At 70.7% G+C, this 25,255-nt stretch carries 18 protein-coding genes; 14 read left to right on the forward strand and 4 right to left on the reverse strand.

The window, feature by feature from the left end:
- The first annotated feature begins 54 nt into the window (after positions 1 to 54).
- Genes BLR05_RS01630 through BLR05_RS01660 form a run of 7 tightly spaced genes read left to right on the forward strand, consistent with a single transcriptional unit; the run spans position 55 to position 8,458 of the window.
- Positions 55 to 906, forward strand: a complete 852-nt coding sequence (locus BLR05_RS01630; RefSeq protein ID WP_092832159.1) for a fumarylacetoacetate hydrolase family protein — start codon at positions 55 to 57, stop codon at positions 904 to 906.
- Positions 907 to 921: 15 nt separating this feature from the next.
- Entirely contained in the window at positions 922 to 3,015 is a 2,094-nt protein-coding gene (locus BLR05_RS01635; protein WP_092831972.1) for a hydantoinase/oxoprolinase family protein, read from the forward strand.
- Positions 3,012 to 4,829, forward strand: coding sequence for a hydantoinase B/oxoprolinase family protein (locus BLR05_RS01640; RefSeq protein WP_092831973.1), 1,818 nt, complete (start codon positions 3,012 to 3,014; stop codon positions 4,827 to 4,829). Before BLR05_RS01635 ends, BLR05_RS01640 begins: the two co-directional genes overlap by 4 nt.
- Positions 4,826 to 5,209 carry a hypothetical protein gene (locus tag BLR05_RS01645; RefSeq protein ID WP_244160024.1) on the forward strand — a complete coding sequence of 128 codons (384 nt, stop codon included), beginning with the start codon at positions 4,826 to 4,828 and terminating at the stop codon, positions 5,207 to 5,209. The genes BLR05_RS01640 and BLR05_RS01645 overlap by 4 nt, the downstream gene beginning before the upstream one ends.
- 1 nt (position 5,210) lies before the next feature.
- Complete coding sequence (locus tag BLR05_RS01650; protein WP_092831974.1) at positions 5,211 to 6,278, forward strand: CobW family GTP-binding protein; 1,068 nt, start codon at positions 5,211 to 5,213, stop codon at positions 6,276 to 6,278.
- Positions 6,279 to 6,333: 55 nt separating this feature from the next.
- On the forward strand, positions 6,334 to 7,323 hold the full coding sequence (locus BLR05_RS01655) for a Bug family tripartite tricarboxylate transporter substrate binding protein (protein WP_092831975.1): 990 nt from the start codon (positions 6,334 to 6,336) through the stop codon (positions 7,321 to 7,323).
- 46 nt (positions 7,324 to 7,369) lie between these two features.
- Positions 7,370 to 8,458 carry a porin gene (locus tag BLR05_RS01660; protein WP_092831976.1) on the forward strand — a complete coding sequence of 363 codons (1,089 nt, stop codon included), beginning with the start codon at positions 7,370 to 7,372 and terminating at the stop codon, positions 8,456 to 8,458.
- 34 nt (positions 8,459 to 8,492) lie between these two features.
- Here the strand turns inward: BLR05_RS01660 and BLR05_RS01665 are convergent, their stop codons facing one another.
- The 4 genes from BLR05_RS01665 to BLR05_RS26435 form a co-directional block, all read right to left on the reverse strand.
- A complete protein-coding gene (locus BLR05_RS01665) occupies positions 8,493 to 9,275 on the reverse strand; it encodes a 3-hydroxybutyrate dehydrogenase (protein ID WP_019701179.1) in 783 nt (260 codons plus the stop codon).
- A gap of 57 nt (positions 9,276 to 9,332) precedes the next feature.
- Entirely contained in the window at positions 9,333 to 10,082 is a 750-nt protein-coding gene (locus tag BLR05_RS01670) for an acetoacetate decarboxylase (protein ID WP_092831977.1), read from the reverse strand.
- Positions 10,083 to 10,190: 108 nt separating this feature from the next.
- Complete coding sequence (locus BLR05_RS01675) at positions 10,191 to 11,417, reverse strand: DUF3734 domain-containing protein (protein WP_092831978.1); 1,227 nt, start codon at positions 11,415 to 11,417, stop codon at positions 10,191 to 10,193.
- Between the two features lie 254 nt (positions 11,418 to 11,671).
- Positions 11,672 to 11,812 carry an MCP four helix bundle domain-containing protein gene (locus BLR05_RS26435; protein WP_167361173.1) on the reverse strand — a complete coding sequence of 47 codons (141 nt, stop codon included), beginning with the start codon at positions 11,810 to 11,812 and terminating at the stop codon, positions 11,672 to 11,674.
- 279 nt (positions 11,813 to 12,091) lie between these two features.
- On the opposite strand from BLR05_RS26435, the gene BLR05_RS01680 reads away from it, so the two are divergent.
- The 7 genes from BLR05_RS01680 to BLR05_RS01710 all read left to right on the forward strand — a co-directional run bounded on the left by BLR05_RS01680 (position 12,092) and on the right by BLR05_RS01710 (position 25,255).
- Complete coding sequence (locus BLR05_RS01680; protein WP_092831979.1) at positions 12,092 to 12,625, forward strand: sigma-70 family RNA polymerase sigma factor; 534 nt, start codon at positions 12,092 to 12,094, stop codon at positions 12,623 to 12,625.
- Between the two features lie 113 nt (positions 12,626 to 12,738).
- Positions 12,739 to 13,020, forward strand: coding sequence for a DUF4880 domain-containing protein (locus BLR05_RS01685; RefSeq protein ID WP_225978958.1), 282 nt, complete (start codon positions 12,739 to 12,741; stop codon positions 13,018 to 13,020).
- Positions 13,021 to 13,165: 145 nt separating this feature from the next.
- Positions 13,166 to 13,426 (forward strand): MbtH family protein, encoded by a 261-nt coding sequence (locus BLR05_RS01690; protein WP_013596032.1) that lies wholly within the window; start codon positions 13,166 to 13,168, stop codon positions 13,424 to 13,426.
- A 5-nt stretch (positions 13,427 to 13,431) separates the two neighbouring features.
- A complete protein-coding gene (locus tag BLR05_RS01695; protein WP_092831980.1) occupies positions 13,432 to 14,199 on the forward strand; it encodes a thioesterase II family protein in 768 nt (255 codons plus the stop codon).
- Positions 14,200 to 14,295: 96 nt separating this feature from the next.
- The gene (locus tag BLR05_RS01700; RefSeq protein WP_092831981.1) at positions 14,296 to 15,288 is read left to right on the forward strand and encodes a TauD/TfdA family dioxygenase; all 993 of its coding nucleotides are present in this window, start codon (positions 14,296 to 14,298) and stop codon (positions 15,286 to 15,288) included.
- Complete coding sequence (locus tag BLR05_RS01705; protein ID WP_092831982.1) at positions 15,285 to 20,654, forward strand: non-ribosomal peptide synthetase; 5,370 nt, start codon at positions 15,285 to 15,287, stop codon at positions 20,652 to 20,654. Before BLR05_RS01700 ends, BLR05_RS01705 begins: the two co-directional genes overlap by 4 nt.
- Positions 20,651 to 25,255, forward strand: coding sequence for a type I polyketide synthase (locus BLR05_RS01710; protein WP_092831983.1), 4,605 nt, complete (start codon positions 20,651 to 20,653; stop codon positions 25,253 to 25,255). Before BLR05_RS01705 ends, BLR05_RS01710 begins: the two co-directional genes overlap by 4 nt.

Below are 25,255 nucleotides of genomic sequence, written 5' to 3' on the forward strand. Positions count from 1 at the left end.
CCATCGTGGATGGGCCGTGCGGCGCCTTCTTCCCAGCCTTCCGAGGACACCGCCTTGAAAATAGCCTCCTTCCAACACGCCGGCCAAGCCACCTACGGTGTCGTGCGCGGCGACGATTTCCTGCTGCCGGACGACGGATTCCTGCGCCTCCATCCCGACCTGCGTTCCGTGCTGGCGGCGCAGGCACTTCCCGCGCTCGGCGAAGCCACCGCCTCCGGCGCACGCACCGTGCGCGCGGCCGACACCCGCGCCCTGCCGGTGATTCCCCAGCCCGGCAAGATCATCTGCGTGGGCCTCAACTACAAGACCCACGTGGCGGAAACCAAGCGGGCCGACAGCGACTACCCGTCGCTCTTCCTGCGCTTCACCGATTCGCTGGCCGCGCAGGGCGACGAGGTGCTGCGTCCATCCTTTTCCGAGCGCTTCGACTGGGAGGGCGAGCTGGCCTTCGTGATCGGCAAGGGCGGGCGCCATATCGCCAAGTCCGACGCCTTCGGCCACATCGCCGGCTATGCCTGCTTCAACGACGTCAGCGTGCGCGACTGGCAGCGGCACACGCACCAGTTCACGCCGGGCAAGAACTTCCCCGGTACCGCGCCCTTCGGCCCCTACCTGGTGACGCGCGACGAAGTGCCCGATGTGGCCCGCCTGACGCTGGAAACGCGGCTGAACGGCGAGGTGATGCAGCACGCCAGCGTGGGCGATCTGATCTTCGACATCCCGACCATCGTCGAATACGTCTCGCGCTTCACGCCGCTCTCGCCCGGCGACGTGATCGCCACCGGCACGCCCGGCGGCGTGGGCGACCGCCGAGAGCCGCCGCGCTACATGCGGCACGGCGACACGGTCGAGGTGGAGATCACCGGCCTGGGCATTCTCCGCAACCGCATCGGAACGGACGCCTGAGGCGCGGCGAAGCAGATGGCAAGCAATTCCACCCCCAACGCGCGCAGCCTGCGCATCGCCGTGGACATCGGCGGCACCTTCACCGACATGGCGGCCTTCGACGAGGCCACGGGCCAGCTGCTGTTCGGCAAGGCGCTGTCCACCCACGGCGCCCTGGTCAACGGCATCCAGTCCACGCTGGACAGCGCGGACATCGACCTGAAGGACGGCAACCTCTTCCTGCACGGCTCGACCATCGCCATCAACACGCTGCTGGAGCGCAACGGTGCCAACACCGCACTGCTGATCACCGAAGGCTTTCGCGATATCTACGAGATCGGCCGCGTGAACCGGCCCGATGCCTACAACCTGTTCTTCAACAAGCACCAGCCGCTGGTGAAGCGCTCGCTGCGCTTCGAGGTGGCCGAGCGCCTGCGCGCCGACGGCAGCCTGCACAAGCCGCTGGACGAGGCAGCGGTGCGCGAGCTGGCGAAGGAACTGAAGGGCCAGGGCATCGAGGCCGTGGCCGTGCTGCTGCTGCATTCCTACCGCAACCCGGCCCACGAGCAGCGCGTGAAGGCCATCCTGCAGGAAGAGCTGCCGCATGCCTTCGTCTCCGCTTCGCACGAGCTGAGCCAGGAATACCGCGAATTCGAGCGCGTCTCCACCGTCGTGGCCAATGCCTATGTGGGCCCGCGCGTGTCGCAGTACCTGGGCCAGCTGGAAACGCACCTCTCGGCCAAGGGCTTCGGCGGCGATTTCTACGTCGTGCAGTCCACCGGCGGCCTGTTCCCCATCGAACATGCCCGCGTGGGCTGCGTGCGCATGCTGGAGTCCGGCCCGGCGGCCGGCGTGATCGGCGCGCAGGCAATCTGCGCGCAGTTGGGCATGGGCGATGCCATCGCCTTCGACATGGGTGGCACCACCGCCAAGGCCGGCGTGATCAGCGAAGGCCGGCCGCTCACGACCGGTTCGGCGCTGATCGGCGGCTACGAACGCGCGCTGCCCATCCAGATCCCGATGATGGACATCCATGAGGTCGGCACCGGCGGCGGCTCCATCGCCCGCGTCGAGACCGGCAACGCGCTGCGGGTGGGCCCGCAGAGCGCGGGCTCCATCCCCGGCCCGGTGGCCTATGGCCGCGGCGGCCAGGAGCCGACGGTGACCGACGCCAACCTGGTGCTGGGCCGGCTCGATGCCGACAACTTCCTGGGCGGCGAATTGAAGCTCGACCTGGCGGGCTGCCAGCGCCAGATGGCCGAGCGCATCGCGACGCCGCTGGGGCTGGAGCCGACGGAGGCGGCCGACGGCATCCTGCGCATCGCGGTGACGCAGATGTCGCATGCCGTGAAGGCCGTGACCACCGAGCGCGGCCTGGACGCCGGCAGCTTCACCATGGTGGTCTATGGCGGCGCGGGCCCGCTGCACGCCTCGGCCATCGCGCGCGAGATCGGCATCCGCAAGGTGCTGATCCCGTATGCGCCGGGCTATTTCTCGGCCTACGGCATGCTGTTCTCCGACCTGCGCTACGACTACGTGCGCTCGGTGTTCCGCAAGCTGAATGACGTGTCCTTCGACGAGATCGAGGAGGCGTACAGAAAGATGGAAGACGAGGGCCGCGCCGCGCTGGAGCAGTCCGGCGTGAAGGCCGATGGCGTGGTGATCGAGCGCGCCGCAGACATGCGCTACGTGGGCCAGGAGCATGCGGTCACCGTGGACCTGCCGCTCGCCTTCTTCGAAAGCCGCGATCGCTCGGCGATCAAGCGCCAGTTCGACGAACTGCACAAGGTGCGCTACGGCACTTCGGCGCCCGGGGAGCCCGCCGACCTGGTGAGCCTGCGCGTGACCGTGCTGGGCACCATGAAGAAGCCGCCGAAGCACCAGGTGGCGCAAGGCAGCGCCAAGCCCGGGGCGGACGCGCTGCGCACCGTCAAGCCGGTGTACTTCCGCACGGGCGGCTGGGCCGAAACGCCGGTCTTCAGGCGCGACCTGCTGCGCGCCGGCAACCGGATCTCCGGTCCCGCCCTCATCGAGGAGCACGCCTCCACCACCGTCGTGCAGCCCGGCGACGCGCTGCGCGTGGACGAACTCGGCAACCTGCAAATCGCCATCGGAAGCGACCGCACATGAGCACCTACACCACCCCCGCAGCGGCCGCCGGCACCGTCGCCGCCGTCGATCCGGTCACCGTCGAGATCATCCGCAACGGCCTCTACGCCGTGACGGAGGAGATGAAGACCAACCTGACCCGCACGGCATACAACCTCATCATCTACGAGGCGCTGGACTTCACCGTCGGCCTTTTCACCAAGGAGGGCGACACGGTCTCGATCGGCCTGGGCCTGCCGATGTTCATCCGCGGCATGTCGGAAACCGTGAAAGCCAAGATCCGCCACTTCGGCTACGAGAACATCCTGCCCGGCGACATCCTGGTCACCAACGACGCCTACACCACCGGCAGCCACTTGAACCACTTCACCTTCACCATGCCGGTGTTCCACGAGGGCAGGCTCGAAGGCTTCACCTGCTGCATGGCGCACTGGCTGGACGTGGGCGGCACGCTGGGCAACGTCACCACCGACATCTTCAGCGAAGGCATCCAGATCCCCATCGTCAAGTACCAGCGCGAGGGCGTGGTCAACCAGGACCTGATCGACATCATCGCCATGAACGTGCGGCTGGCCGAGCGCGCTTTGGGTGACCTGCGCGCGCAGATCACCGCCATCACCACCGGCGAGCGGCGCTACGTGGAACTGCTGCAGCGCTATGGCGCCGATGCAGTCGACGGTGCCATCCGGCAGATCATGGATTCTTCCGAGGCGGTGGCGCGCAAGAACACGCTGTCCATCCCCGACGGCGTCTATGAGGCCGAGTCCTTCATGGACGACGACGGCCTGGAGATCGGCAAGCGCATCCCCATCCGCGTCAAGGTGACGGTGCAGGGCGACGAGATGACGGTGGACCTGTCGGACGTCTCCAGGCAGGTGCGCGGATTCTACAACTCGGGCTTCACCACCGGCATTGCCTGCGCGCAGGTGGCCTACAAGTGCCTGACCACGCCCACCGACTACCCGGTCAACGACGGCAGCTTCCACCCGCTCAAGGTGGTGATGCCCATGGGTACGGTGGTCAGCGCCGAGCGGCCCTACCCGATGCGGGTCTGGATGACCTTCCCGATGACGGTGATCGACACCATTTTCAAGGCGCTGGCGCCGGCCATTCCCGACCGATCCATCGCCGGCCACCATGCCGACCTGGTGTTCCCCAACATCCACGGCATCTCGCCGGAGGACGGGCGACTCTTCATCGTCGGCATCGGCCCGCTGGGCGGTGGCTGGGGCGCCAAGAGCCGCGAAGACGGCGTCTCGGTCACCGTCTGCATCAACGACGGCGACACGCACAACAGCCCCACCGAGCAGCTGGAGGCCAAGTACCCCGTGCTGGTCGAGAAGTACGAGATCCGCAAGGACTCCGCCGGCGCCGGCCGGTACCGCGGCGGGCTGGGCGCGGAAATGGTGGTGCAGGCGCTCTCGCCCTTCACCGTGACCACCCGCATCGACCGCGTCCACTGCAAGCCATGGGGCCTGGAAGGCGGCGGCGATGCGATGGGCAACGGCCTTGCCGTGCGCCACAAGGGCGAATGGAAGACCGACCATGCCAACGCCAAGATCTTCAACGTGCGGCTGGAGCGCGGCGACGCCTACAAGATGCTGTCGGGCGGCGGCGGCGGCTTCGGCGACCCGCTGGACCGCGAGCTCGACAAGGTGGCCGAAGACGTGCGCGAAGGCTATGTGAGCGCCGAGGTGGCCCGCGAGGTGTACCGCGTGGTGATCGATGCGCAAGGCCGGGCCGACGCGGGGGCCACGCAGCGCCTGCGCGCCGCGCCGCGCAGCCCGGCCGCCGGCACCGCCGCCGCTCCTACCGCTGCCCGGGACGGCCAGTGACCGTGGCCGAAGCCAGCGACTGCATCATGCAGCGCGCCGACACGCTGCTGCGCCTCTGGAGCGACCTGGCGATGCGCCACGTCGCGCTGGGCGGCGCATGCGGCTGCGGCATGGGCGGCATCAGCCTGCGACTCGAGGACTTCGAACTGGACATCTTCGACTACCTGCAGGACGCCGGACTGCGCTCGGGCGAGCCGGCGGTGGCCGCGTTCTTCGATGCCTGGGGGCCGGCCGCGTCCCGGCCCGAGCCGGTGCGCCTGCTGCTGCAGCGGCTGGGCGAGGGCGCGGTCGAGCCCGGCGGCGCCGAATGGATCCTGGCGCGGCTGGAGCGCAGCCTGCGTTCGTTCGCGAGCCTGCACGGCTCGCAGGCGGAGTCCTGAGATGGCGGGCCACTTCTCGGCCCTGCTGTCGGCGGAGCCGGCTGGCGGCGCGCGCGTGCCCGTCACGGTGCTGACCGGCTTCCTGGGCAGCGGCAAGACCACGCTGCTCAACCGCCTGCTGTCCCTGCCGGAGCTGGAGGGTACGGCCGTCATCGTCAACGAATTCGGCGAGGTCGGCATCGACCACGACCTGATCACGCACACCACCGAAGACACCGTATTGCTGGCCAACGGCTGCCTGTGCTGCGCCGTGCGCGGCGACCTGGTGGAGGCCCTGTGCGCGCTCTCGCAGCGCCCCGGGCCGCCCTTGCGGCAGGTGCTGATAGAGACCAGCGGCCTGGCCGACCCCGCACCCATCCTGCGGGTGCTGATGGGCGACCCGGCGGTCTCGCGCCACTTCGCGCTGCACGGCGTGGCCTGCACGGTCGATGCGGTGCTGGGCCTGCGGACCCTGGCCGCCCATGCGGAGGCCGCGCGGCAGGCGGCCGTGGCCGATCTGCTGGTGCTGACCAAGACCGACCTGCTGCCGGAGGAGGGAGACGGCGCGGGCGCCACCCTGCAGGCGCTGGAGCGCGTCAATCCCGATGCGCCCGTCATACAGGGGCCTGCCGCGCAGATCGGCGCGCTGCTGGAGCTGATGAGCGGGCCGGCGCCTGCGGGCCGCGAGGCGTGCCAGGACCTGGCGTACCGGCCGCCGTCATCGCGCGCCACGGCCCTGGCCGGGGCTGCGGAGCCGGTCCATGCCGGCGGCATCGCTTCTTTCGTGCTGGTGCGCGATGTGCCGCTGCCGCTGGAGGCATTCGCGGACTGGCTCGACGTGGTCGTGGCGTCGCGCGGGGCGGACCTGCTGCGCGTCAAGGGGCTGGTGCACACCACGGACGACCCGCGGCGCCCGCTGCTGGTCCACGGCGTGCAGCACCTGTTCCCACCGCCCGAGCGGCTGCCTGCCTGGCCTTCGGGCGACACCCGCACGCGCCTGGTCTTCATCACCCGCGGGGTGGACGGCGATGCATTGTCGGACACCCTGGACATCCTCGTGCGCAGGCACGCGCGGCGCCCGCCCCGATGAGGGTGGCTCCGGTCCGGTTCCTTTCGGCTTCACAAGAAATTTCAAGGAGACAAGCATGAACAAACGCCAATGGCTGCGGGCCTTCACGGCTCTCGCGGCGGCATGCGCCGCGTCCGGCGCGATGGCACAAGCCGCTGCTGCCCACTTTCCCGACAACGACCGCGTGGTCCGGATCATCGTCCCGTTCGCGGCGGGCGGCGGGGTGGACAGCGCGGCACGCCTGCTGGCCGAGCAGATGCGCAAGCAGCTGGGCACCAACGTCATCGTGGAGAACAAGGCCGGCGCGAGCGGTACCGTGGGAGGCCGTTTCGTGCAGACCGCGCCGGCGGACGGCTACACGCTGCTCTTTTCCGCAGCGACCCAGGTGCATACGCGGCAGGTGATGAAGAATCCGCCCTACGACCCGCAGGCCGATTTCGCGCCCGTGGCACGCATCGGCGAAGCGCCGCTGATGCTGATCATCTCGCCGCAGCAGCCGGAAAAGAAACTCTCCGAGGTGCTCCGGTCGGCCGGCGCGAAGCCCGAAGCCTGGACCGCCGCGCTGCCTGCGTTCGGTGCGCCCAGCCACCTCGCCACCCTGCTGCTCGCCAAGGAGGGGAAGGTGTCCTTCACCTACGTTCCCTACAAGGGCACCCAGCCGGCTCTGATCGATGTGGCGGGCGGCCAGGTGCAGCTGCTGCTCGACTCGATGGTGTCGCTGCTGCCCATGGCCAAGTCGGGCAACGTCAAGCCTATCGCCATCACCGCGAAGACGCGCAGCCCCCTGCTGCCGCAGGTGCCGACGTTCGCCGAAAGCGGCATGCCGCAGTTTTCCTACGCTTCCTGGTACGGCCTCTGGGCACCCCGCGGCACGCCGGCCGACCGCATCGCGGTGCTCAACAAGGCTGCCAGCGCCGCCGTGTCCGAACTGGCCCGCTCGGGTGCGTTCGCCAACCTGGGCATCGAGCCGGTGAACGAATCACCCGAGCAGTTCCGGCAGTACATCGCGCACGAAGTGACGCAGGGCGCCGAGCTGCTGCGCAATGCCGGTTTCAAGCCGGAGTGAGAGCACCCGCTCCCTCCCTTCAGAGCACCAGTAACGAGGACAACCCATGCATGCAAAGACTTTGCTGAGCGCCGCCGCCCTCTCGGCCACGGTCGTTCCGGGCCTGCCGGCCTTCGCACAATCATCGCTGACCGTGTTCGGCGCCATCGATGCGACCGTCCAGCACGCCAGCCAGGGCGGCGCTTCGGTGAACCGCCTCAACGGCAGCGGCGGCAACCAGATCAGCCGCCTGGGATTCCGGGGCGTGGAGGACCTCGGCGGCGGGCTGTCCGCGGGTTTCGTGCTCGACATGGGGCTGAATATCGACACGGGCACGGGGGGCGTCACGTCGGCCAACAACCAGACGGCCGCCACGTCCTCCGGCCTGGCGTTCAACCGCCGCTCCACCGTCAGCCTGAGCAGTACCCAGTGGGGTGAAATGCGCCTCGGCCGCGACTTCACGCCGACCTACTGGAACCTCACGTTGTTCGATCCGTTCGGCACGGCGGGCGCGGGGTCGGCGGTCAACATCATCCAGGGCAGCCTGTCGAAGGTGTCCACGGTGCAGACGGCGCTGCGTGCTTCCAACTCGGTCGGCTACCTCCTGCCGAATATGAAAGGCTTCTACGGACAGCTGATGTACGCCATGGGAGAGAACGGCTCCGGCGCGGCCAACGGCACGCGGCGGGACGGCAACTACGCGGGCGTGCGCCTGGGCTACGCGGCCGGCCCGCTGAATGTCGCCATCGCCCACGGCCGAACGTCGCTCGCTTCGGGCGACGTGTCCACGACCAACGCGGGCCTGGCCTACGATTTCAAGGTCACCAGGCCGATGCTGCAGCTCTTCCAGGACCGCAAGGATGGCGTGCCTGCGCCCAGCCGCTCATCGGGCTTCCTGGTGGGTGCGCAATTTCCGGTGGGGCGGGGCTACATCCCGGCGTCGCACAGCCGCATCGGGGACAACGCCGCGGTGCAGCGCAAGGCGACCCAGTCGGCGATCGGCTATGTCCACAACCTCTCCAGGCGCACGGCGGTGTACACGACGTTCTCGCGCATCGGCAATTCCGGCGGCGCGGCGCTGAGCGGGGGCGGGGTGCCGGGCGTGGCGAACGCGGCATGGCGCGGCACCGACATCGGCATCCGGCATGCCTTCTAGCCGCCGCGCCACACGCCCGCGCGGCCCGCGGCCGTCACTGCATGAACCAGCCGTGGCTCACCACCAGCGACTGGCCGGTCAGCGCATTCGTGGGGAACGCGGCGAACAGCAGGGCGGCGCGCGCGACGTCGTCGGTGGTGGTGAATTCGCCGTCCACCGTCTCCTTGAGCATGACGTTCTTCACGACTTCGTCCTCGGTGATGCCCAGCGTCTTGGCCTGCTCGGGTATCTGTTTTTCCACGAGGGGCGTGCGCACGAAGCCGGGGCAGATCACGTTGGCGCGCACGCCCTTGGCGGCGCCTTCCTTGGCCACGGTCTTGCACAGGCCGATGAGGCCATGCTTGGCCGTCACGTAGGGGGCCTTGAGCTTGGAGGCCTCCTTGGAGTGCACCGAGCCCATGTAGATCACGCTGCCGCCGCGACCCTGGGCGTACATGTGCTTGAGGCAGGCGCGCGTGGTGAGGAAGGCGCCGTCCAGGTGGATGGCGAGCATCTTCTTCCAGTCGGCGAAGCTGAACTCTTCCACCGGGTGCACGATCTGGATGCCGGCGTTGCTGACCAGGATGTCGATGCCGCCGAAGGCCTTGGCGGCCTCCTCGACGGCGGCGTCCACCTGGGCCTCGTCCGTCACATCGACGGCCACGCCCAGGGCCTGCGCGCCGGTGGCCTTCAGTTCATCCGCGGTGGCGGTGGCGGCGTCCTTGTTCAGGTCGGCGATGACGACCTTCGCGCCTTCCTTCGCGAAGAGGGTGGCGATTTCCTTGCCGATGCCGCTGGCCGAGCCGGTGATGAAAGCGACCTTGTCCTTGAGTTGCATGGGATTGTCCTCGGGGGTTGATGAACGGGTGGATGGAATCGGGGGAGGGCGGGCCGATCAGGCGAGGTAGTCGTGCTCCACGGTGCCCAGCGCCAGCGTCATGTCGGCGATGTAGTGCACGGCGGATTCCACCTTGCGCACCGGCAGGTCGGCCACGGGCGCCAGCGCGTGCGGATGCAGCTCCAGCGAGGCCGGGGCTGTCCAGGCGCCGTGCAGGGTCACATCGACCATGTGGTAGCGCACCAATTCGCAGATGCGTGGCGTGCCATCGACGTGGGGAATGATCTTGAGCAGGAAGTTCGGCTGCGCGATGCCGGCGAGCACCGGGCCGGGGTCCAGTTGCCGGTGCTTGAAGCCCATCGTGGCGTTGGCCACGCGCACGCGGCCGTAGTCCAGCGTGCCGACGATCACGTCGGTCTCGTAGCTGAACGCCGGGGTGGCCAGCTTCTTGGGAAAGCCCCACAGCTCGCGCCCGCCGGCGATGGGGGGATGGTCGTTGAGGTACATCGCGTGCACGTAGGCACCCTGCTCCACGCCGCGTTCGGTGCGCATCTGCACGGGGATCACCTGGCCCGACTCGGTGTAGTCGCCGAAGCCGGTGGAGTCGGGCATGCGGATGAATTCGTATTTCACGAGCGGCTCGGTCACTTCGAGCGGCTCGGGCACCACGGCACGCAGCGCGTCCAGGTCGGTGCGGTAGGTGATGACCATGAACTCGCGCCGCATGAAGCGGTAGGGCCCCGGGGGAAAGGCGGGGCTGGTCAGGGGCATGGCGAAAGCCTGCTGGCGGACGTCTTCGATCTTCATGCGGGCACTTTCGGATGGAAGGGTTGGGAGGGCGGGTGGGATCTTCGCCGCCAGTCTTGTCAATGCCGCTTAGAAACGGCTTAAGCAGCAGCGTGACGGGGCCGCGTCCTACAGGCCGCCGGTCCCGACCGCCGGATGGCGCACGCGGGCGGTGCCGGGTTCGCTCAGGTCGAAGGTGGTCACGCCGTTGCGGGCCTCGCTGCGCAGCCACTCCGGGTGCGCCAGCGTGGCCTGCATGTCGCGCATGCCGGCCTGCCAGTGTTCGAGCACCGTGGCGCGGGAGAACTCGTAGTCCTTGGAGTCGCGCTCGTAGGGCCGCCCGCGGTAGATCAGGTGCACGATGTCGATGGGCGCGTGCGTGAACTGCGCGCGCAGGGTTTCCACGCTCGGGTCGTCCCGCAGCGCGGGCGGCAGTTTTCCAATCAGGTCGGCCAGGGCCTGCTGCAGGTTGACGTTGGCCGATAGCGCATCGGTGTTCATGCGCGTGCGGCTGGAGTACATGATGTCCTTCTGGCGCTGCGACACTTCCGAGAGCGTGGCGGGCACGGCCCCCCGGGCGCTGAAGAGGTCCACCTGCAGCACCACCAGCGGGCGCGTGCAGGGATGCACGTCGAGCACGTACTGCAGCGGCGTGTTCGACACCACGCCGCCGTCCCAGTAGTCTTCGCCGTCGATGTGCACCGCCGGGAACCCCGGGGGCAGGGCGCCGCTGGCCATGATGTGCTCGGGGCCGATCGCCTGCTCGGTGCTGTCGAAATACACCGAGTTGCCGGTGCGCACGTTGACGGCGCCCACGCTGAGCCGCATCTCGCCGTGGTTGATGCGGTCGAAATCCACCAGTCGCTCCAGCGTGCCCCGCAGCGGGCTGGTGTCGTAGTAGCTGGTGACGGGTGCCGAGGCGCCCAGCAGCAGGGTGGGATCCCGGCGCGGCTGGAAGAAACCGGGAATGCCGAACAGCACCGCCGTGGCGGCGCTCCACTGGTTCAGCAGAGCGCGATCGCCCAGATGGCCCGGCACCTGCTGCCCGAAGCCCGAGGACACGAGGCTCCAGAACTCCCGCAGGCGCGCCACGCGGTGTTCCGGCGCGTTGCCGGCGATGAGCGCCGCATTGATGGCGCCGATCGATACGCCCGCGACCCAGTCGAGGGCCGGATGCGCGTCGAACAATGCCTCGTACACCCCCGCCTGGTAGGAGCCGAGTGCGCCGCCGCCCTGCAGCACGAGGGCGTGGTCGGCGGACTGCATGTCCGCGCCGGCCGCGGGGCGCCGGGCGTCCGGCCGGGATGGGGAGGCGGGGGCTGCGGGCAAACGGGGCGTCCTGTTCCTGGTGCTCATGCGATGGCCTGTGCGGTGGGGCGGTGGAAGGCGTGCCTGCACCCCGTGGACGGGGCGCACTGTCGAGGTCGCAATATACGCATTTGTGCCGTGGCCTGCCCGGCCGCACGCCCGTTCCCGCTTCCGGCCCGCAGCCTTGCGGGAACCCGGCGGGCGGAGAGCCCTGCGCGGGCCGGTGAGGGCGCCGTCCCGGACTTCGTGCGCGGCGTCCACCACGCTGACCGCATACAGGTCGGAGACCGCCTTCAGCGAGGTCAGCGGAGTGACCGGTCCCCATAGACGGAGTGCAGGCCCTCGTTGGATTTGCCCATGCCGTACAGGCCCAGCATGCCGGGGATGGCAAGGGTGGCGCAGAGCACTGACAGGAGGACGACGGGGCGGGTGGTGAGCTTCATGGTGGGAGGTTTCGTCGTTGCGGATGGTAACAAATTGTTTGATAATTCTCCAATAGTTAAGCTTTTTATTATTTTTGCTGTTTATTTTGCCGGTAATTCAGTAAAAACGCCCCATCCCCCAGGGCGGAACAGGCTTCCCGCTGTGGCATGTGGATGGAAGCGAAACATTTTTTACGCAAGTACCAAAACTTTATAAATACAAATAATTCGCATTACTTATTTTGTTTGTATCATCGCTTTCCGCGCGACGGAACCGCCGCCGCCCATTCCAGGAAAGCGATGCTTATGTCCTTCTTGCCGTTGTCCGAACCTTCCCTGGCCGATGTATTCGTTGCCCACCGTGCGCAGCTGTGGCGCGTGGCGCGGCAGATCGTCAATACCGAGGATCTGGCGGACGACGTGGTGCAGGACGCCTACCTCAAGCTCGCGGAGGGGCCCGGGCGCGTGGCGGAGCGGCCCATCGGCTATTGCTGCCAGGTGGTGCGCAATCTGGCCCTGGACTATTGCCGCAGGCACCGCGTGGAGGCGAGCTACCGCACCTTCGACGTGGACGTGGAGGCCATCGACGTGCCATGCCATCGCTCCCCCGACCGCCGCATGTGCGAGCAGCAGGTGATCCACGCGATCGACGAGGTGCTCTCGCAGCTGCCGCCGCGCACGCGCATGGTGTTCGAGCTCTATCGCATTGAGGGCCTCACGCAGCGCCAGATCGCCGAACGCCTCGGCTGCGCGCTGGGGCTGGTGAACGGCCTGATCGCGGAAGCGGCGAAGGCGGTGGCACGCTGCCGCGTCCACATGATGGCGAGCCAGTGACCCCGGTCCGGCCCCCAAGGCGGGCTGACGGGGCGGACTGACGGGGCGGCCGGCGCGGCGCGCAGGCCGCCGTTGGCGGCAGTGCTACTGTCGGGATGCGCTAGGCTCGGTGCATGACTGCTTCCCCCGATGAAGATCCCGCCTGGGATGCGGCCTGGACCTGGGTCCAGCGCGAATTCGACCACGAGACGTTCGACGACGCCGCGCGCGCCCAACTGGCCGCGTGGCTGCAGGCGGACCCGTTGCACCGCCAGCGCTACGAAGAGGCCACGCAGCTGTGGAGGCTGGCCGGCATGGTGCCGCGCCGTGCCGGCGATGGAGATGGCGACGCCGGTGCCGATGGCGAAAACGGCACGGACCCGGTCCCCCCGGCCCTTCCCCCTGGTCGTTCCTGAAGCGTGCGGCAGCGGCCCGTGCGACGGCCGCGATGAACAGATGGCTCCGCCAACCGTCTTGTGAAGGCAGGCCCGCTTCCATGCGCTCCCCGTGTCGGGAGCCGCGCGGCGGGGCTGGATGTTCAACCGCACAAGGGATGCACCGATGTCTACGAGCTGCTTCGACCGCGAGGACGAAACCTTCATCGTCCTGATCAACCACGAGGAACAGTATTCGATCTGGCCGCACTGGAAGGCCGTGCCCGAGGGCTGGAAGGCCGTGGACGGCGTGCGCGGCGACAAGAAGACCGTGGTGGCCTACGTGGACGGCGCCTGGACCGACATGCGGCCGAAGTCGCTGCGCGACTGGATGGCGCAGCAGGACGCCGGGGCCGCGGCAGAAGGTTCCACCGCCGCGGCGGCCTGACGGCGATGGCCATGGCGAGCGACGCGGACCTGGTGCTGCTGTGCCTGCCCTGCGCGGGCGCGAGCGCGACGATGTACCTGCGCTGGCAGCGGCGCCTGCCCCCCGGGTTGCGGGTGGTGCCGGTGGAGCTGCCCGGCCGCGGCGCGCGCATGGGCGAGCCGTTCGCGCGGTCGTACGCCGATCTCGTCGGCCCGCTGTCGGAGGGCTGCCTGCGCGCCGCCGGTGGTGCCGCGTTCGCGCTCTTCGGCCACAGCATGGGGGCGCTGCTCGCCTATGGCGTCGCCTGTCGCATGGCGGCCCTGGGCGGTGCCGTGCCTGCGGCACTGGCCGTATCGGGCTGCGCCGCACCTGCGCTGCGCAGCGGCGAGCGCTATGCGGAGCCGCTGGACGATGCGCGCCTGATGTCGGATCTGCGCGAGCAGGGCGGCACGCCGGAGGCCGTATTCGCCGAGCCTGAGCTGCTGCGCATCACGCTCGACGTGCTGCGTGCCGACTACCGCCTGTGCCACGGCTTCCGTCGCCCGGAGGGTGCGCAAGGCTTGCCGCCGCTGTCCTGTCCCATCCACGTCTTCGGCGGGCGCGCCGACCGCATCGCCGCGGCCGAGCTGCAGGCCTGGGCGCGCGAGACGCGCGGCCCTTCGACCCTGGACTGGTTCGACGGCGGGCATTTCTTCCTGCGTGAGGAGGAGGACCGCTTCCTGCGGACCCTGGCCGAGCGCATGACGGCACCGGGGGCGACGCGCGGCGCGCAGCCCCTGGCGGCCACCGCCTGACCGCGGCCACCTTTTTTCCCGCTTCCTTTTCTGGTTTCCCGGGCTGCCTTTGGCGCCGCGGGCTGGCAGCGCCTTTGCGCGCACGAGGAGTTCCACATGAATGAAATGCCGATGCAATTCAGGCGCCAGGCGCCCGAAGGGTCCGAACTGCCCCTGCTGATCACGCCGAACCGGCCCGGGGAGGGTCTGCTCGATGCCTTCGGCCGCCTGCGCCCGCGCATCGAGGAGGCACTGCCGGCCGTGGGCGGGGTGCTGCTGCGCGGTTTCGACGTGCCGGCCGTGGAGACCTTCCAGCAGTTCGCGGCGGCCTTCGGCGATCCGCTGCTGAAGTACGAATTCGCCTCGACGCCGCGCTCGGCCGTGGAGGCCTCCACCGGGGCGGGGGTCTATACCTCCACGGAGTATCCCGCGCACCAGACCATTCCCCTGCACAACGAGCAGGCCTACACCCGCGAGTGGCCCATGCGCATCTGGTTCCACTGCGTGACGGCGGCGCCGGAAGGGGGCGAAACGCCGATCGCGGACAGCCGGGCCATCCACCGGCGCATGCCCGAGCGCATCCGCCGCCTCTTCGAGCCGGGAGTGCTGTACGTGCGCAATTTCGGCGAGATGGACGTGCCGTGGCAGAAGGTGTTCAACACGGACCGCCGCGACGCGGTGGAGGCGTTCTGCGCGAAGGCGGGCATCGCCTGGGAGTGGAAGGACGACGGCGGGCTGCGCACGCGGCAGCTGTGCCAGGGCATCGAGGTCCACCCCGTCACGGGCGAGACCGTGTGGTTCAACCAGGCCCACCTGTTCCACATCTCCGCGCGCGACGCGGAAGAGCGCGAGGTGCTGGAAGAGGTGCTGGGCATCGACAACGTGCCGCGCAACACCTTCTTCGCCGATGGCTCGCCCATGCCCGACGCGCTGATGGACGAGGTGCGCGCGGTGCTGGACGCCGAGACCGTGTCCTTCCCCTGGGAGAAGGGCGATGTGGTGATGCTGGACAACATGCTGGCGGCCCATGCGCGCGCGCCTTTCAAGGGGCCGCGCAAGGTGGTTGTGGCCATGGCGCGGCCTCATGGCAACCTGGGAGCGGGCGCATGAACGCGAAGGACCTGGCACTGTCCGCGGCCCTGGACGCGGAGGCGGCGGCGCCGCGCAATTTCGTCGAGCGGCTGCGCACGCTGGCCGAAGAGCAGCCGGACACGGTCTGGCTCACGGTGGTGGATGAGCCGCGGGGCGGCCGGCGCGAAGTGGCGCTGACCTATGCGGAGTTCACGCGCCGCGTGCACGCCCTGGCCGCGCGGCTGCAGCAGCGGTTCGCCCCGGGCGACCGCGCGCTCGTGCTGCAGGACAACGACGAGCACTATGCCGCCAGCATGCTGGCGTGCTTTCACAGCGGCATCGTCGCGGTGCCGGTGTTCCCGCCGGAATCGCAGCGGCCCCAGCACCTGGCGCGGCTGCAGGGCATCGCGCGGGACTGCGGCGCGGCCTGCGTGCTGACCACGACGGAGTGGGAGGCGATGGTGCGCGCCGGCTTCCCCGGCCTGGAAGTGATCGCGGGCGACGCGGTGGACCTGGCACTCGCGGGCGCCTGGCGTGCGCACGAACCGGCGGACGACGACCTGGCCTTCCTGCAGTACACGTCCGGCTCCACGGGGCATCCCAAGGGCGTGATGGTGACGCACGGCAACCTGATGGCCAACGAGCGCGCCATCCAGGAGGGCATGGCAACGGGGCCGGAGGACCGTTTCGTCTCGTGGGCGCCGCTGTTCCACGACATGGGCCTGATCGGAGGGCTGCTGCAGCCGCTCTACTGCGGCGCATCGCTGGTGCTGGTGTCGCCGCGCTATTTCCTGGAGCGCCCGGCGCGATGGCTGGAACTGGTGTCGCGCCACCGCGCCACGGTCAGCGGCGGGCCCGACTTCTCCTATCGTCTCTGCCTGGAGCGCATCAGCGACGCGCAGGCCCAGGGGCTGGACCTGTCGCACTGGCGCGTAGCCTACAGCGGGGCGGAGCCCGTGCGGGCCGACACCATGGCGGCCTTCGCCGAGCGCTTCGCGGCGCAGGGTTTCCGCGCGGGCGCGGTGCATGCCTGCTACGGCCTGGCCGAGGCGACGCTCTATGTGACCGGTGCGCGCCCCGGGCAGGGCCTGTGGGCGCGGGGCTTTTCCGCGCAGGCGCTGGCCGTGGGTGCGGCGGAACCCGACGATGCGGGCACGGGTCCGCTGCTCGTGGGCTGCGGGGGGCCGGCGAGCGGGCATGCCGTGCAGATCATGGACGTGGCATCGCTCGCCCCCGCCGATGCGGGGGGCGTGGGCGAGGTGTGGGCGTGCGGGCCCAGTGTGGCGGCGGGCTACTGGGGCCAGCCGGAGGCGACGGCCGCCACCTTCGTGGAGCATGGCGGCCGGCGTTGGCTGCGCACGGGCGACCTGGGCTTCCTGCATGACGGGCAACTGGTGGTGACCGGGCGCACCAAGGACCTGATCATCCTGCGCGGCCACAACGTCTATCCGCAGGACGTGGAACGGGCCATCGAGGCCGAGGTGGAGGCGGTGCGCAAGGGCCGCGTGGCCGTGTTCCCGGTGCAGGGCGCGCAGGCCGAGGGCATCGGCGCGGCGGTGGAAGTGTCGCGCGGCATGCAGAAGCTGGTGCCGCCGCAGGCGCTGGTGGAGGCCCTGAGCGCGGCCGTGAGCGAGGCCGTGGGCGAGCCGCTGTCGGTCGTGCTGCTGCTGCAGCCCGGCACGCTGCCCAAGACCACCAGCGGCAAGCTGCAGCGCAGCGCCTGCCGCGCGGCGTGGGCGGAGCGCAGCGCCGATGCCTACGCCATCCACGAGTGGGGGCGCTTCGTGCGCGGTGGCGGGCAGGAGGAGGAGGCGACCTCGTCCGGCGGCGCCCTGGATGCGCTGGAAGCCGAGGTGGCGGGCATCTGGCAGGACGTGCTGCGCACCGCGGCGTCGCAGGCGCTGGACCGCAGCTCGCATTTCTTCGTGCTGGGCGGCAATTCGCTCGCGGCCACCCAGGCGGCGGCGCGCATCGCGCAGCGCTTCGGCGTGGCGTTCGCGCCGCGCGTGCTGTTCGACCACCCGCGGCTCGGCGCATGCGTGGAGGCCTTGCGCGCGACCATGGCCGCGGGGCCGGCGGGCAGCGCCGGCGCCAGTGCGGTCGCGAGCGCCGTGGAGCCGCTGCCGCCGGCCTTGCGCGGCGGGAACCGTCCGCTGTCGCATGCCCAGGCGCGCCAGTGGTTCCTCTGGAAGCTGGCACCGGCGGAGGCCGCCTACCACGTGGGCGCGGCGCTGTGGATCGACGGGGCGTTCGATACCGTTGCGGCGCAGGCCGCGCTGGAGGACGTGGCGCGGCGGCAGGCGTCGCTGCGCACCGTGTTCGGCGAAGGCCCGGATGGCGTGCCGTTCCAGCGCGTGGAGGAGATGCCGGCGATCGCGTTCGAGGCGGCGGACCTCGGCCGCACCGCCTGCTCGGAGCGCGACGATGCCGTGCGCGAGCGGCTGGACGCGCTAAAGTCCCGGCCCTTCGATCTGCTGCAGGGCCCGCCGTGGCGCGTGGCGCTGCTGAGCCTGGATGCGCGCACGCATGTGCTCGCCGTGGTGATGCACCACATCCTTTCGGACGGTGCATCGATGCAGCTCTGGGCCGCCGAGTGGCTGGAGGCCTATGGCGCGCGCCGCCAGGGCCTGGCCGCGCGGGGCATGCCGCAGCTGCAGTACATCGATTACGCGGCCTGGGCCGCCGGCCGGCTGGAAGCCGGCGAGGGCGAGCGCCAGTGGGCATGGTGGCAGGAGCGGCTGGCCGATTGGCACGCGACGCCCTGCGAGGTGCGGCCGGACCAGTCGCGCCCGCCGCGCGCGTCCTACACCGCGCGTCGCCATGCCTTCGAGGTGCCGGCGGCGGTGGTGCAGGGCCTGCGCGCGCTGCAGGCGCGCGAGGGCGCGACATCCTTCATGGTGCTGCTGGCGGCCTTGCAGGTGCTGCTGTCCCGGTACACGGGCCAGCCGCGCGTGCGTGTCGGCGCGGCGGTGGCGCAGCGGGGCGTGCCCGGCGTGGACGGGCTGATCGGCCTTTTCGTGAACACCCTGGTGCTGCCCGGCACGGTGGGGCCCCAGGCCACGCTGCTCGGCGTGCTGCGCGATGCGCGCGAGATGGTGCTCGGCGCGCAGGCCCACCAGGAGCTGCCATTCGACCGGCTGGTGGAGGCGCTGCGGCCGGAGCGCAGCGCGGGCGCGAGCCCGCTGTTCCAGGTCATGCTCAACCACCTGGCGGAGGACGAGCGGCTGCTGCAGGCGGTGCCGGGGCTCGCCGTGCGGGCCGAGCCGCTGCAGGGGCCGCAGGCGCAATTCGAGCTGGTGCTGGAGGCGCGCGAGCGCGGCACCGGGGCGCTGTCGCTCACCTGGGTCCATGCGGCCGAGCTGTTCGAGCCTGCCACCATCGAGCGGCTGGCCGGCCATTTCCTGGCCCTGCTGCAGGCGATGGCCGAACACCCGGAACAACCGGCCGGCGCGGTGGAGTGGCTTGCGCCCGCCGAGCGCGCGCAGCTGGACGCCTGGGGCCGCAATGACCACCGCGAGAGCCCGCCCGTGCCGGTCTTCCGGCAGCTGGAGGCGCATGCCGCGCGCCAGCCGCAGGCCACGGCGCTGCTGTTCGGCGATGAAGCCATCGGCTACGGAGAGTTGAATGCGCGGGCCAACCGCCTCGCGCACCACCTGCTGCGCCGGGGACTGCAGCCGCAGTCGCTGGTGGGCATCTGCATGCAACGCTCGACCGAAATGATCGTGGGCATGCTGGCGGCGATGAAAGCGGGATGCGCCTACCTGCCGCTGGACCCGGAACTTCCGGCCGGGCGGCTGGGCGACATGCTGGAGCACAGCGGCGCCGCCTGGGTGCTGTCGCATGCGGCGACGGCCGGGCAGGTGCCGGCGCTGCCGGGCGTGCGCGTGATCGGCGTGGAGGGCCAGGGGGATCTGCCCGGCGCCGTGCCCGGCGATGCGGAGAACCCCGGCATCGCGGTGCATGGAGAGCAGCTCGCCTATGTCATCTACACCTCCGGTTCCACAGGGCGGCCCAAGGGCGTGGCCGTGCGCCATGCGGCGCTGCACACCTGCATGGCCTGGATGCAGGGCACCTACGGGCTGGCCGCGTCGGACACGGTGCTGCACAAGGCGCCTTTCGGTTTCGACGTGTCGTGCTGGGAAATCTTCTGGCCGCTCACGGCCGGCGCGCGCCTGCTGGTGGCGCCGCCCGGGGCGCACCGCGATCCGGAGCACATCGTGCAACTGATCGAGCGCCACCAGGTCACCACGCTGAACTTCGTGCCATCGATGCTGCGAGCCTTTCTGGACCATCCGGGCATCGAGCACCGCACCCGCCTGCGGCACGTGATCTGCGGGGGCGAGGCGATGCCCGAAACCCTGCAACGCGAGGCCTTGCGGCGCCTGCCGGGCGCGACGCTGCAGAATCTCTACGGGCCCACGGAAACGACGATCCACGTCACCCGCTGGACCTGCCGGGACGAAGCCGGGCCCGTGCCCATCGGGCGGCCCATCAGCGAAACGCAGGCCTGGGTGCTCGATGCGCAGCTGCAGCCGGTGCCCCAGGGCGTGGCCGGCGAGCTCTACATTGGCGGGGCCCTGCTGGCGCGCGGCTACCTGGGGCAGCCGGGCCTGACGGCCGAGCGCTTCGTGGCCGATCCGCAAGGGGCGGGCGGGCGCCTGTACCGCACCGGGGACTGGGTGCGCTGGAATGCCGAAGGGCAGATCGAATACCTGGGGCGCATCGACCACCAGGTGAAGCTGCGCGGCCTGCGGATCGAACTGGGCGAGATCGAGTCGGCGCTGCGCGCGCAGGCCGGCGTGAAGGACTCGGTGGCCGTGGTGCGCGGCGCTGCAGGTGCCGAGTCGCTCGTGGCCTACGTAGCCGGCGCGGGGGATGCCGTGGCGCTGCGTGCGGCACTGGCGCAGCGGCTGCCCGGCTACATGGTGCCGCGTGCCATCGTGGTGCTGGATGCGCTGCCGCTCAATGCCAACGGCAAGGTGGACCGGGCCGCGCTGCCCGATCCGGCGCCTGCCGGGGGCACGGGCAGCGGCGAGCCCGCTGCCCCGCAGGGCAGCACGGCGCACCGGCTGGCGACGCTGTGGAGCGAGCTGCTGGGCGTGCCGTCGGTGGGTCTGCAGGACAACTTCTTCGACCTGGGTGGCCACTCGCTGCTGCTGGTGCGTACCCACCGCCGGCTGGAGGATGAGTGGGGCTGCCGGCTCGCGCTGGTGGACCTGTTCCAGCACCCCACGGTGGAATCGCTCGCGCGCCGCATCGACCTGGCCGCGGGTGAGAGCGAAGGCGAGGGCGGCCCGGCGCATTCCGGCGCGTCCGCTGCCTCCCAATTTGCCGACGACCGTGCGCGCCGGCAGCGGGCAGCACTGCTGCAGCGCCGCGCGCATCTCCAAGGAGGCCGGGAATGAATGTGCCCATTGACTCTTCCATGATCTCTTCGCAGGCTCCCAGTGGCCTGGAGATCGCGATCGTCGGCATGGCGGGGCGGTTTCCCGGCGCGCCGGATGTCGATTCCTTCTGGCAGCGCATCCGCGATGGCCTGGACTCCGTCAGGACCTATTCGGATGCGGAGCTCGAGGCCCTGGGCGTGCCCGAGGCGCTGCGCCGCGATCCCGACTATGTGAAGGCGGGCGTGCCGCTCGATGGGTTCGACCGTTTCGACGCGGAATTCTTCGGTTTCACGCCGCGCGAGGCCGAGCAGCTCGATCCGCAGCAGCGGCTGTTCCTGGAAAGCGCCTGGGCATGCCTGGAGCATGCCGGCTGCGATCCGGCGCGCTGGGACGGCAAGGTGGGTGTGTACGGCGGCGAAGGGCCGGGCGTGTACCTCATGCGCCACCTGCTGCCCGCGGCCGGGCTGGACGCGGGCTCGGGCATCGCCGACGTGCTCGGCCTGATGGGCGCCAATGCGCCCAGCTCGCTCTGCGCCCGCGTGGCCTACAAGCTGGACCTGCGTGGCCCGGCCGTGAGCGTGCAGACGGCGTGCTCCACGTCCCTGGTGGCCGTGCACATGGCCTGCCAGTCGCTGCTGGGCCACGAATGCGACATGGCGCTGGCAGGTGGCGTGTGGCTGAACCTGCTGCAGCAGGGCGGCTACCGCTACCAGGCCGGCGCGATCCTGTCGCCCGACGGGCATTGCCGCGCGTTCGATGCCGATGCCGCCGGCACGGTGATCGGCAGCGGCGTGGGCGTGGTCGCGCTCAAGCGGCTGGAAGACGCGCTGCGCGACGGCGATACGGTGCATGCCGTCATCAAGGGCAGTGCGGCCAACAACGACGGCGCGGCCAAGGTCGGCTTCACCGCGCCCGGCGTGGACGGGCAGGCCGAGGTGATCCGTGCGGCGCAGCTCGTCGCGGGTGTCTCGGCGGACACCATCGGCTATGTGGAGGCCCATGGCACGGGCACGGCGCTGGGCGATCCCATCGAGATGGCCGCGCTCACGCAGGCATTCCGTGCGGACACCCAGCGCCGCGGCTTCTGCGCGGTCGGCTCGGTGAAGACCAACATCGGCCACCTGGACGCAGCGGCGGGCGTGGCGGGGCTCATCAAGGCCGCCATGGCCCTGAGGCACGCGCAGCTGCCGCCGAGCCTGCACTGCCGGCAGCCGAACCCGCGCATCGATTTCGCATCCAGTCCCTTCTACGTCAATACCGAAGCGGCTCCATGGCCCCGGGGTGCCTTTCCGCGCCGCGCGGGCGTGAGTTCGTTCGGCATCGGCGGCACGAACGTGCACGTGGTGCTGGAAGAGGCGCCACCGCCGATGTTGCGCGCGGGCCGCTCCGTGGAGGGGCAGGCAGGGCAGGGCCAGGAGGGTAAGGAGGACACAGGGGACATTCGGGAGCTGGAGTGGGAAGTGCTCCCGCTGTCGGCGCGCACGGAGGCCGCGCTCCACGCATCCCGTGGGCAGATGGCCGCCCACCTGCGCGGCGCGGCCCCCGAGGCGCTGTCGGACATCGCGCACACGCTGCAGTGCGGCCGCCGGGCCTGGGCCTGGCGGGCGGCCGTGGCGGCGCACGAACCCGGCCTGGCGGCGCAGCGGCTGGAGGCGCCGCTGCCCGTGCCGCAGCGCGTGCCGGCTGCCGCGCCGGAGGTGGTGTTCCTGTTTCCCGGCTCCGGCGCGCAGCACATCGGCATGGCGCAGGGGCTCGACCGGCGCAGCGCGGTGTTCCGGCAGGCGCTGGACGCATGCGCCGCCGTCCTGCGGCAGGAGACCGGGATGGATCTGCGGAAGCTGATCCATCCCGCGCCCGGCCGGGAGGCCGAGTCCGCCGAACGGCTCGCGCGTGTCGAGTGCATGCAGCCCGCGCTGTTCGCGGTCGAGTACGCGATCGCGCAATGGTGGATGTCGTGCGGCGTGCGGCCCGCGCTGATGCTGGGCCACAGCCTGGGCGAATATGTCGCGGCCTGCCTGGCCGGCGTCTTCGCGCCCGAGGATGCGATGCGCATCGTGATCTGGCGCAGCCGGCTCATGGCCGGCCTGCCCGCAGGCGCGATGACGGCCGTGCCCTTGCCGGAGGCGGATATCGCCCCGCTGCTATCCCTTGGCTGCGACCTGGCCGCCGTGAACGGCGATGCGCTTTGCGTGCTGTCCGGCACGCCTGCCGCGATCGAGGCGGCGGAAGGGGCGTTGCGCGCGCAGGGCCATGCGCCCCGCCGGCTGCATGTGGCCGTGGCCATGCATTCGCGCATGGTCGAGCCCATCGTGGCGGAGCTGGAGCGGCGCATCGCCGCGGTGCCGCGCCATGCGCCGCGCATTCCCTTCCTCTCCAACGTCACCGGCCGGCCGATCACGGCCGAAGAGGCCATGAGCCCGGCCTACTGGGGGCGGCACCTGCGTGGCACCGTGCGCTTCCACGAGGGGCTGGACGCGGTGTTAGCGCAGCCGGGGCGCGTGGTGCTGGAGGCAGGGCCCGGCGAATCCATGGCGGGGCTCGCGCGGCGGCATGCGCAGGCGGCGACGGCTGCCGGCATCTGGGCCAGCCTGGCCCATCCGCAGCAGCGGGACCGCGATGCGCAGCAACTGGCCCAGGCCCTGGCCGGCCTGTGGACGGCGGGGGTGGAAATCGACTGGCCTGCCACGCGCGGCGGCGCACGGCGCCGGAACGTGCCGCTGCCCACCTATCCGTTCCAGCGTCAGCGCTTCTGGGTGGAGGCCGGTGCGCCGCGACCGCAGGGCGATGCATCCGCGGCGCAGCCGCAGGGCATTTATTACCTGCCCGCATGGCAGCGCAGCGGCGCGGTGCCGCAGGCCGCCGGGCCCGGCCCGGGTGATACGGCGCTGCTGCTGGGCGGCGCAGGGTTGCCGCTCGCGGAGCGCCTGGCACAGCGCCTGGCGGAGCGCGGAGCGCGCGTGGTTCAGGTGGCAGTGGCCGAAGGTTTCAGGGAGGACGGCAGTGGCGGCTTCGCGCTGCGGCCGGACGAGCGAGGCGACCATGCGGCGCTCTGGCGCGCGCTCGGACCGGTGACGCATGCCTTCCATTTCTGCGGGCTGCAGGAGGACTGGGAGCGCGGCTACTTCAGCCTCCTGGCCCTGGCACAGGGCCGCGAGGACGCGGGCCGGGACGAGCCACTGTCGCTCACCGTCGTGATCGACCAGGCCGAGGAAGTGGCCGGCAACGAGCCGCTGGAGCCCGGCAAGGCCACGGTGGCGGCGCTGGCGCGCGTCCTGGGCCAGGAAATGCCGCGTATCGCCTGCCGCGTGGTGGATGTGCTGGTGCCGAACGCCGGCAGTGCCGCCGAGGCGCAACTGGCCGAAGCGCTGGCGGGCGAGCCGGCCCGCCCGGCCGATGAGTTCTGTGTGGCCTGGCGTGGTGCGCAGCGCTGGGTGAAGACCTACGAGCCCGCACCGGCACCCGCGGCCTGCGCGCAACGCCTGCGTCAGGGCAGCGTGGTGCTGATCACGGGCGGCCTGGGCAGTGTCGGCCTCGCGCTGGCGCGGCACCTGGGCCGGCGCCACGGCGCGCGGCTGGTGCTGCTGGGGCGCACGCCACTGCCGCCGCGCGGGGAATGGAAGGGACTGCTCGCGCAGGCGGACCTGCCCGCTGCCCAGCGCCGCAGGCTCGTGCAGCTGCAGGCGATGGATGCGGACGGCATCGAATGGATGGCGGTGGCGGCCGACGTCACCGATGCCGCGCAATGGCGCGGCGCGCTGCAGGCCGTGCATGCGCGCTTCGGTGGCGTGACCGGCGTGGTGCATGCCGTGATGGAACCGGGCGGCGGCATGCTGGCCACCCGCACGCGGGCGGAGGTGGACGCAGCCTTCGCCGCGAAGACGCAGGGCACGCGGGCCATGGTGGAGGCCCTGCGCGGCGAGCCCGTGGATTTCGTGCTGCTGTGCTCTTCCGTCGCCAGCTGGGTCGGGGGTCTGGGCCGCAGCGACTACGCGGCCGCCAACGCCTGGCTGGATGCCTTCGCCACCGCCAGCCGGCGCGACATCCCCTGGCCGGTGTTCTCGGTCAACTGGGATGCCTGGCGCGACGTGGGCGTCGGTGCCGACATGGACGTGCCCGAGGGCATGGGCCTGGACGAGCGCGCGGGCATGGAGGTGTTCGACCGGGTGGTGAACGGGCCGCTGCAGCCGCAGACGCTGGTGTCGGTCACGCCGCTCGCGCAGCGCCTGCGCCCTCTGGACGGGCTCGTCGATGCGCTGGAGGCCGCGCCGCATCCTGCGGCGTCTTCTGGCGGCGGCGCCGCGCACCCCCGCCCGGTGCTGTCCACGCCCTACCGTGCACCGGAGGGCGAGCTGGAGCACAACCTCGCGGCGTTGTGGACCGAGGCCCTGGGCATCGACGGCATCGGCGCCGACGACAACCTCTTCGAACTCGGCGGCGACTCCCTGCTGGCGATCCGCCTGCTGGCCCGCGTGCGCAAGGCCTATGCGGTGGACATCCACCCCGCGGCCTTCTTCAAGGCCCCGCGCATCGCCGACCTGGCGCAGCTTGTGGAGCTGCGGCTGATCGAGGACATCGAGCGCGGCGCCGCACCTTCTTCCGTTTCCCTGCAGGCCGATTGA

It is taken from the genome of Paracidovorax cattleyae, from assembly GCF_900104515.1.
In the GTDB taxonomy this organism is placed as follows: Bacteria; Pseudomonadota; Gammaproteobacteria; order Burkholderiales; family Burkholderiaceae_C; genus Paracidovorax; species Paracidovorax cattleyae.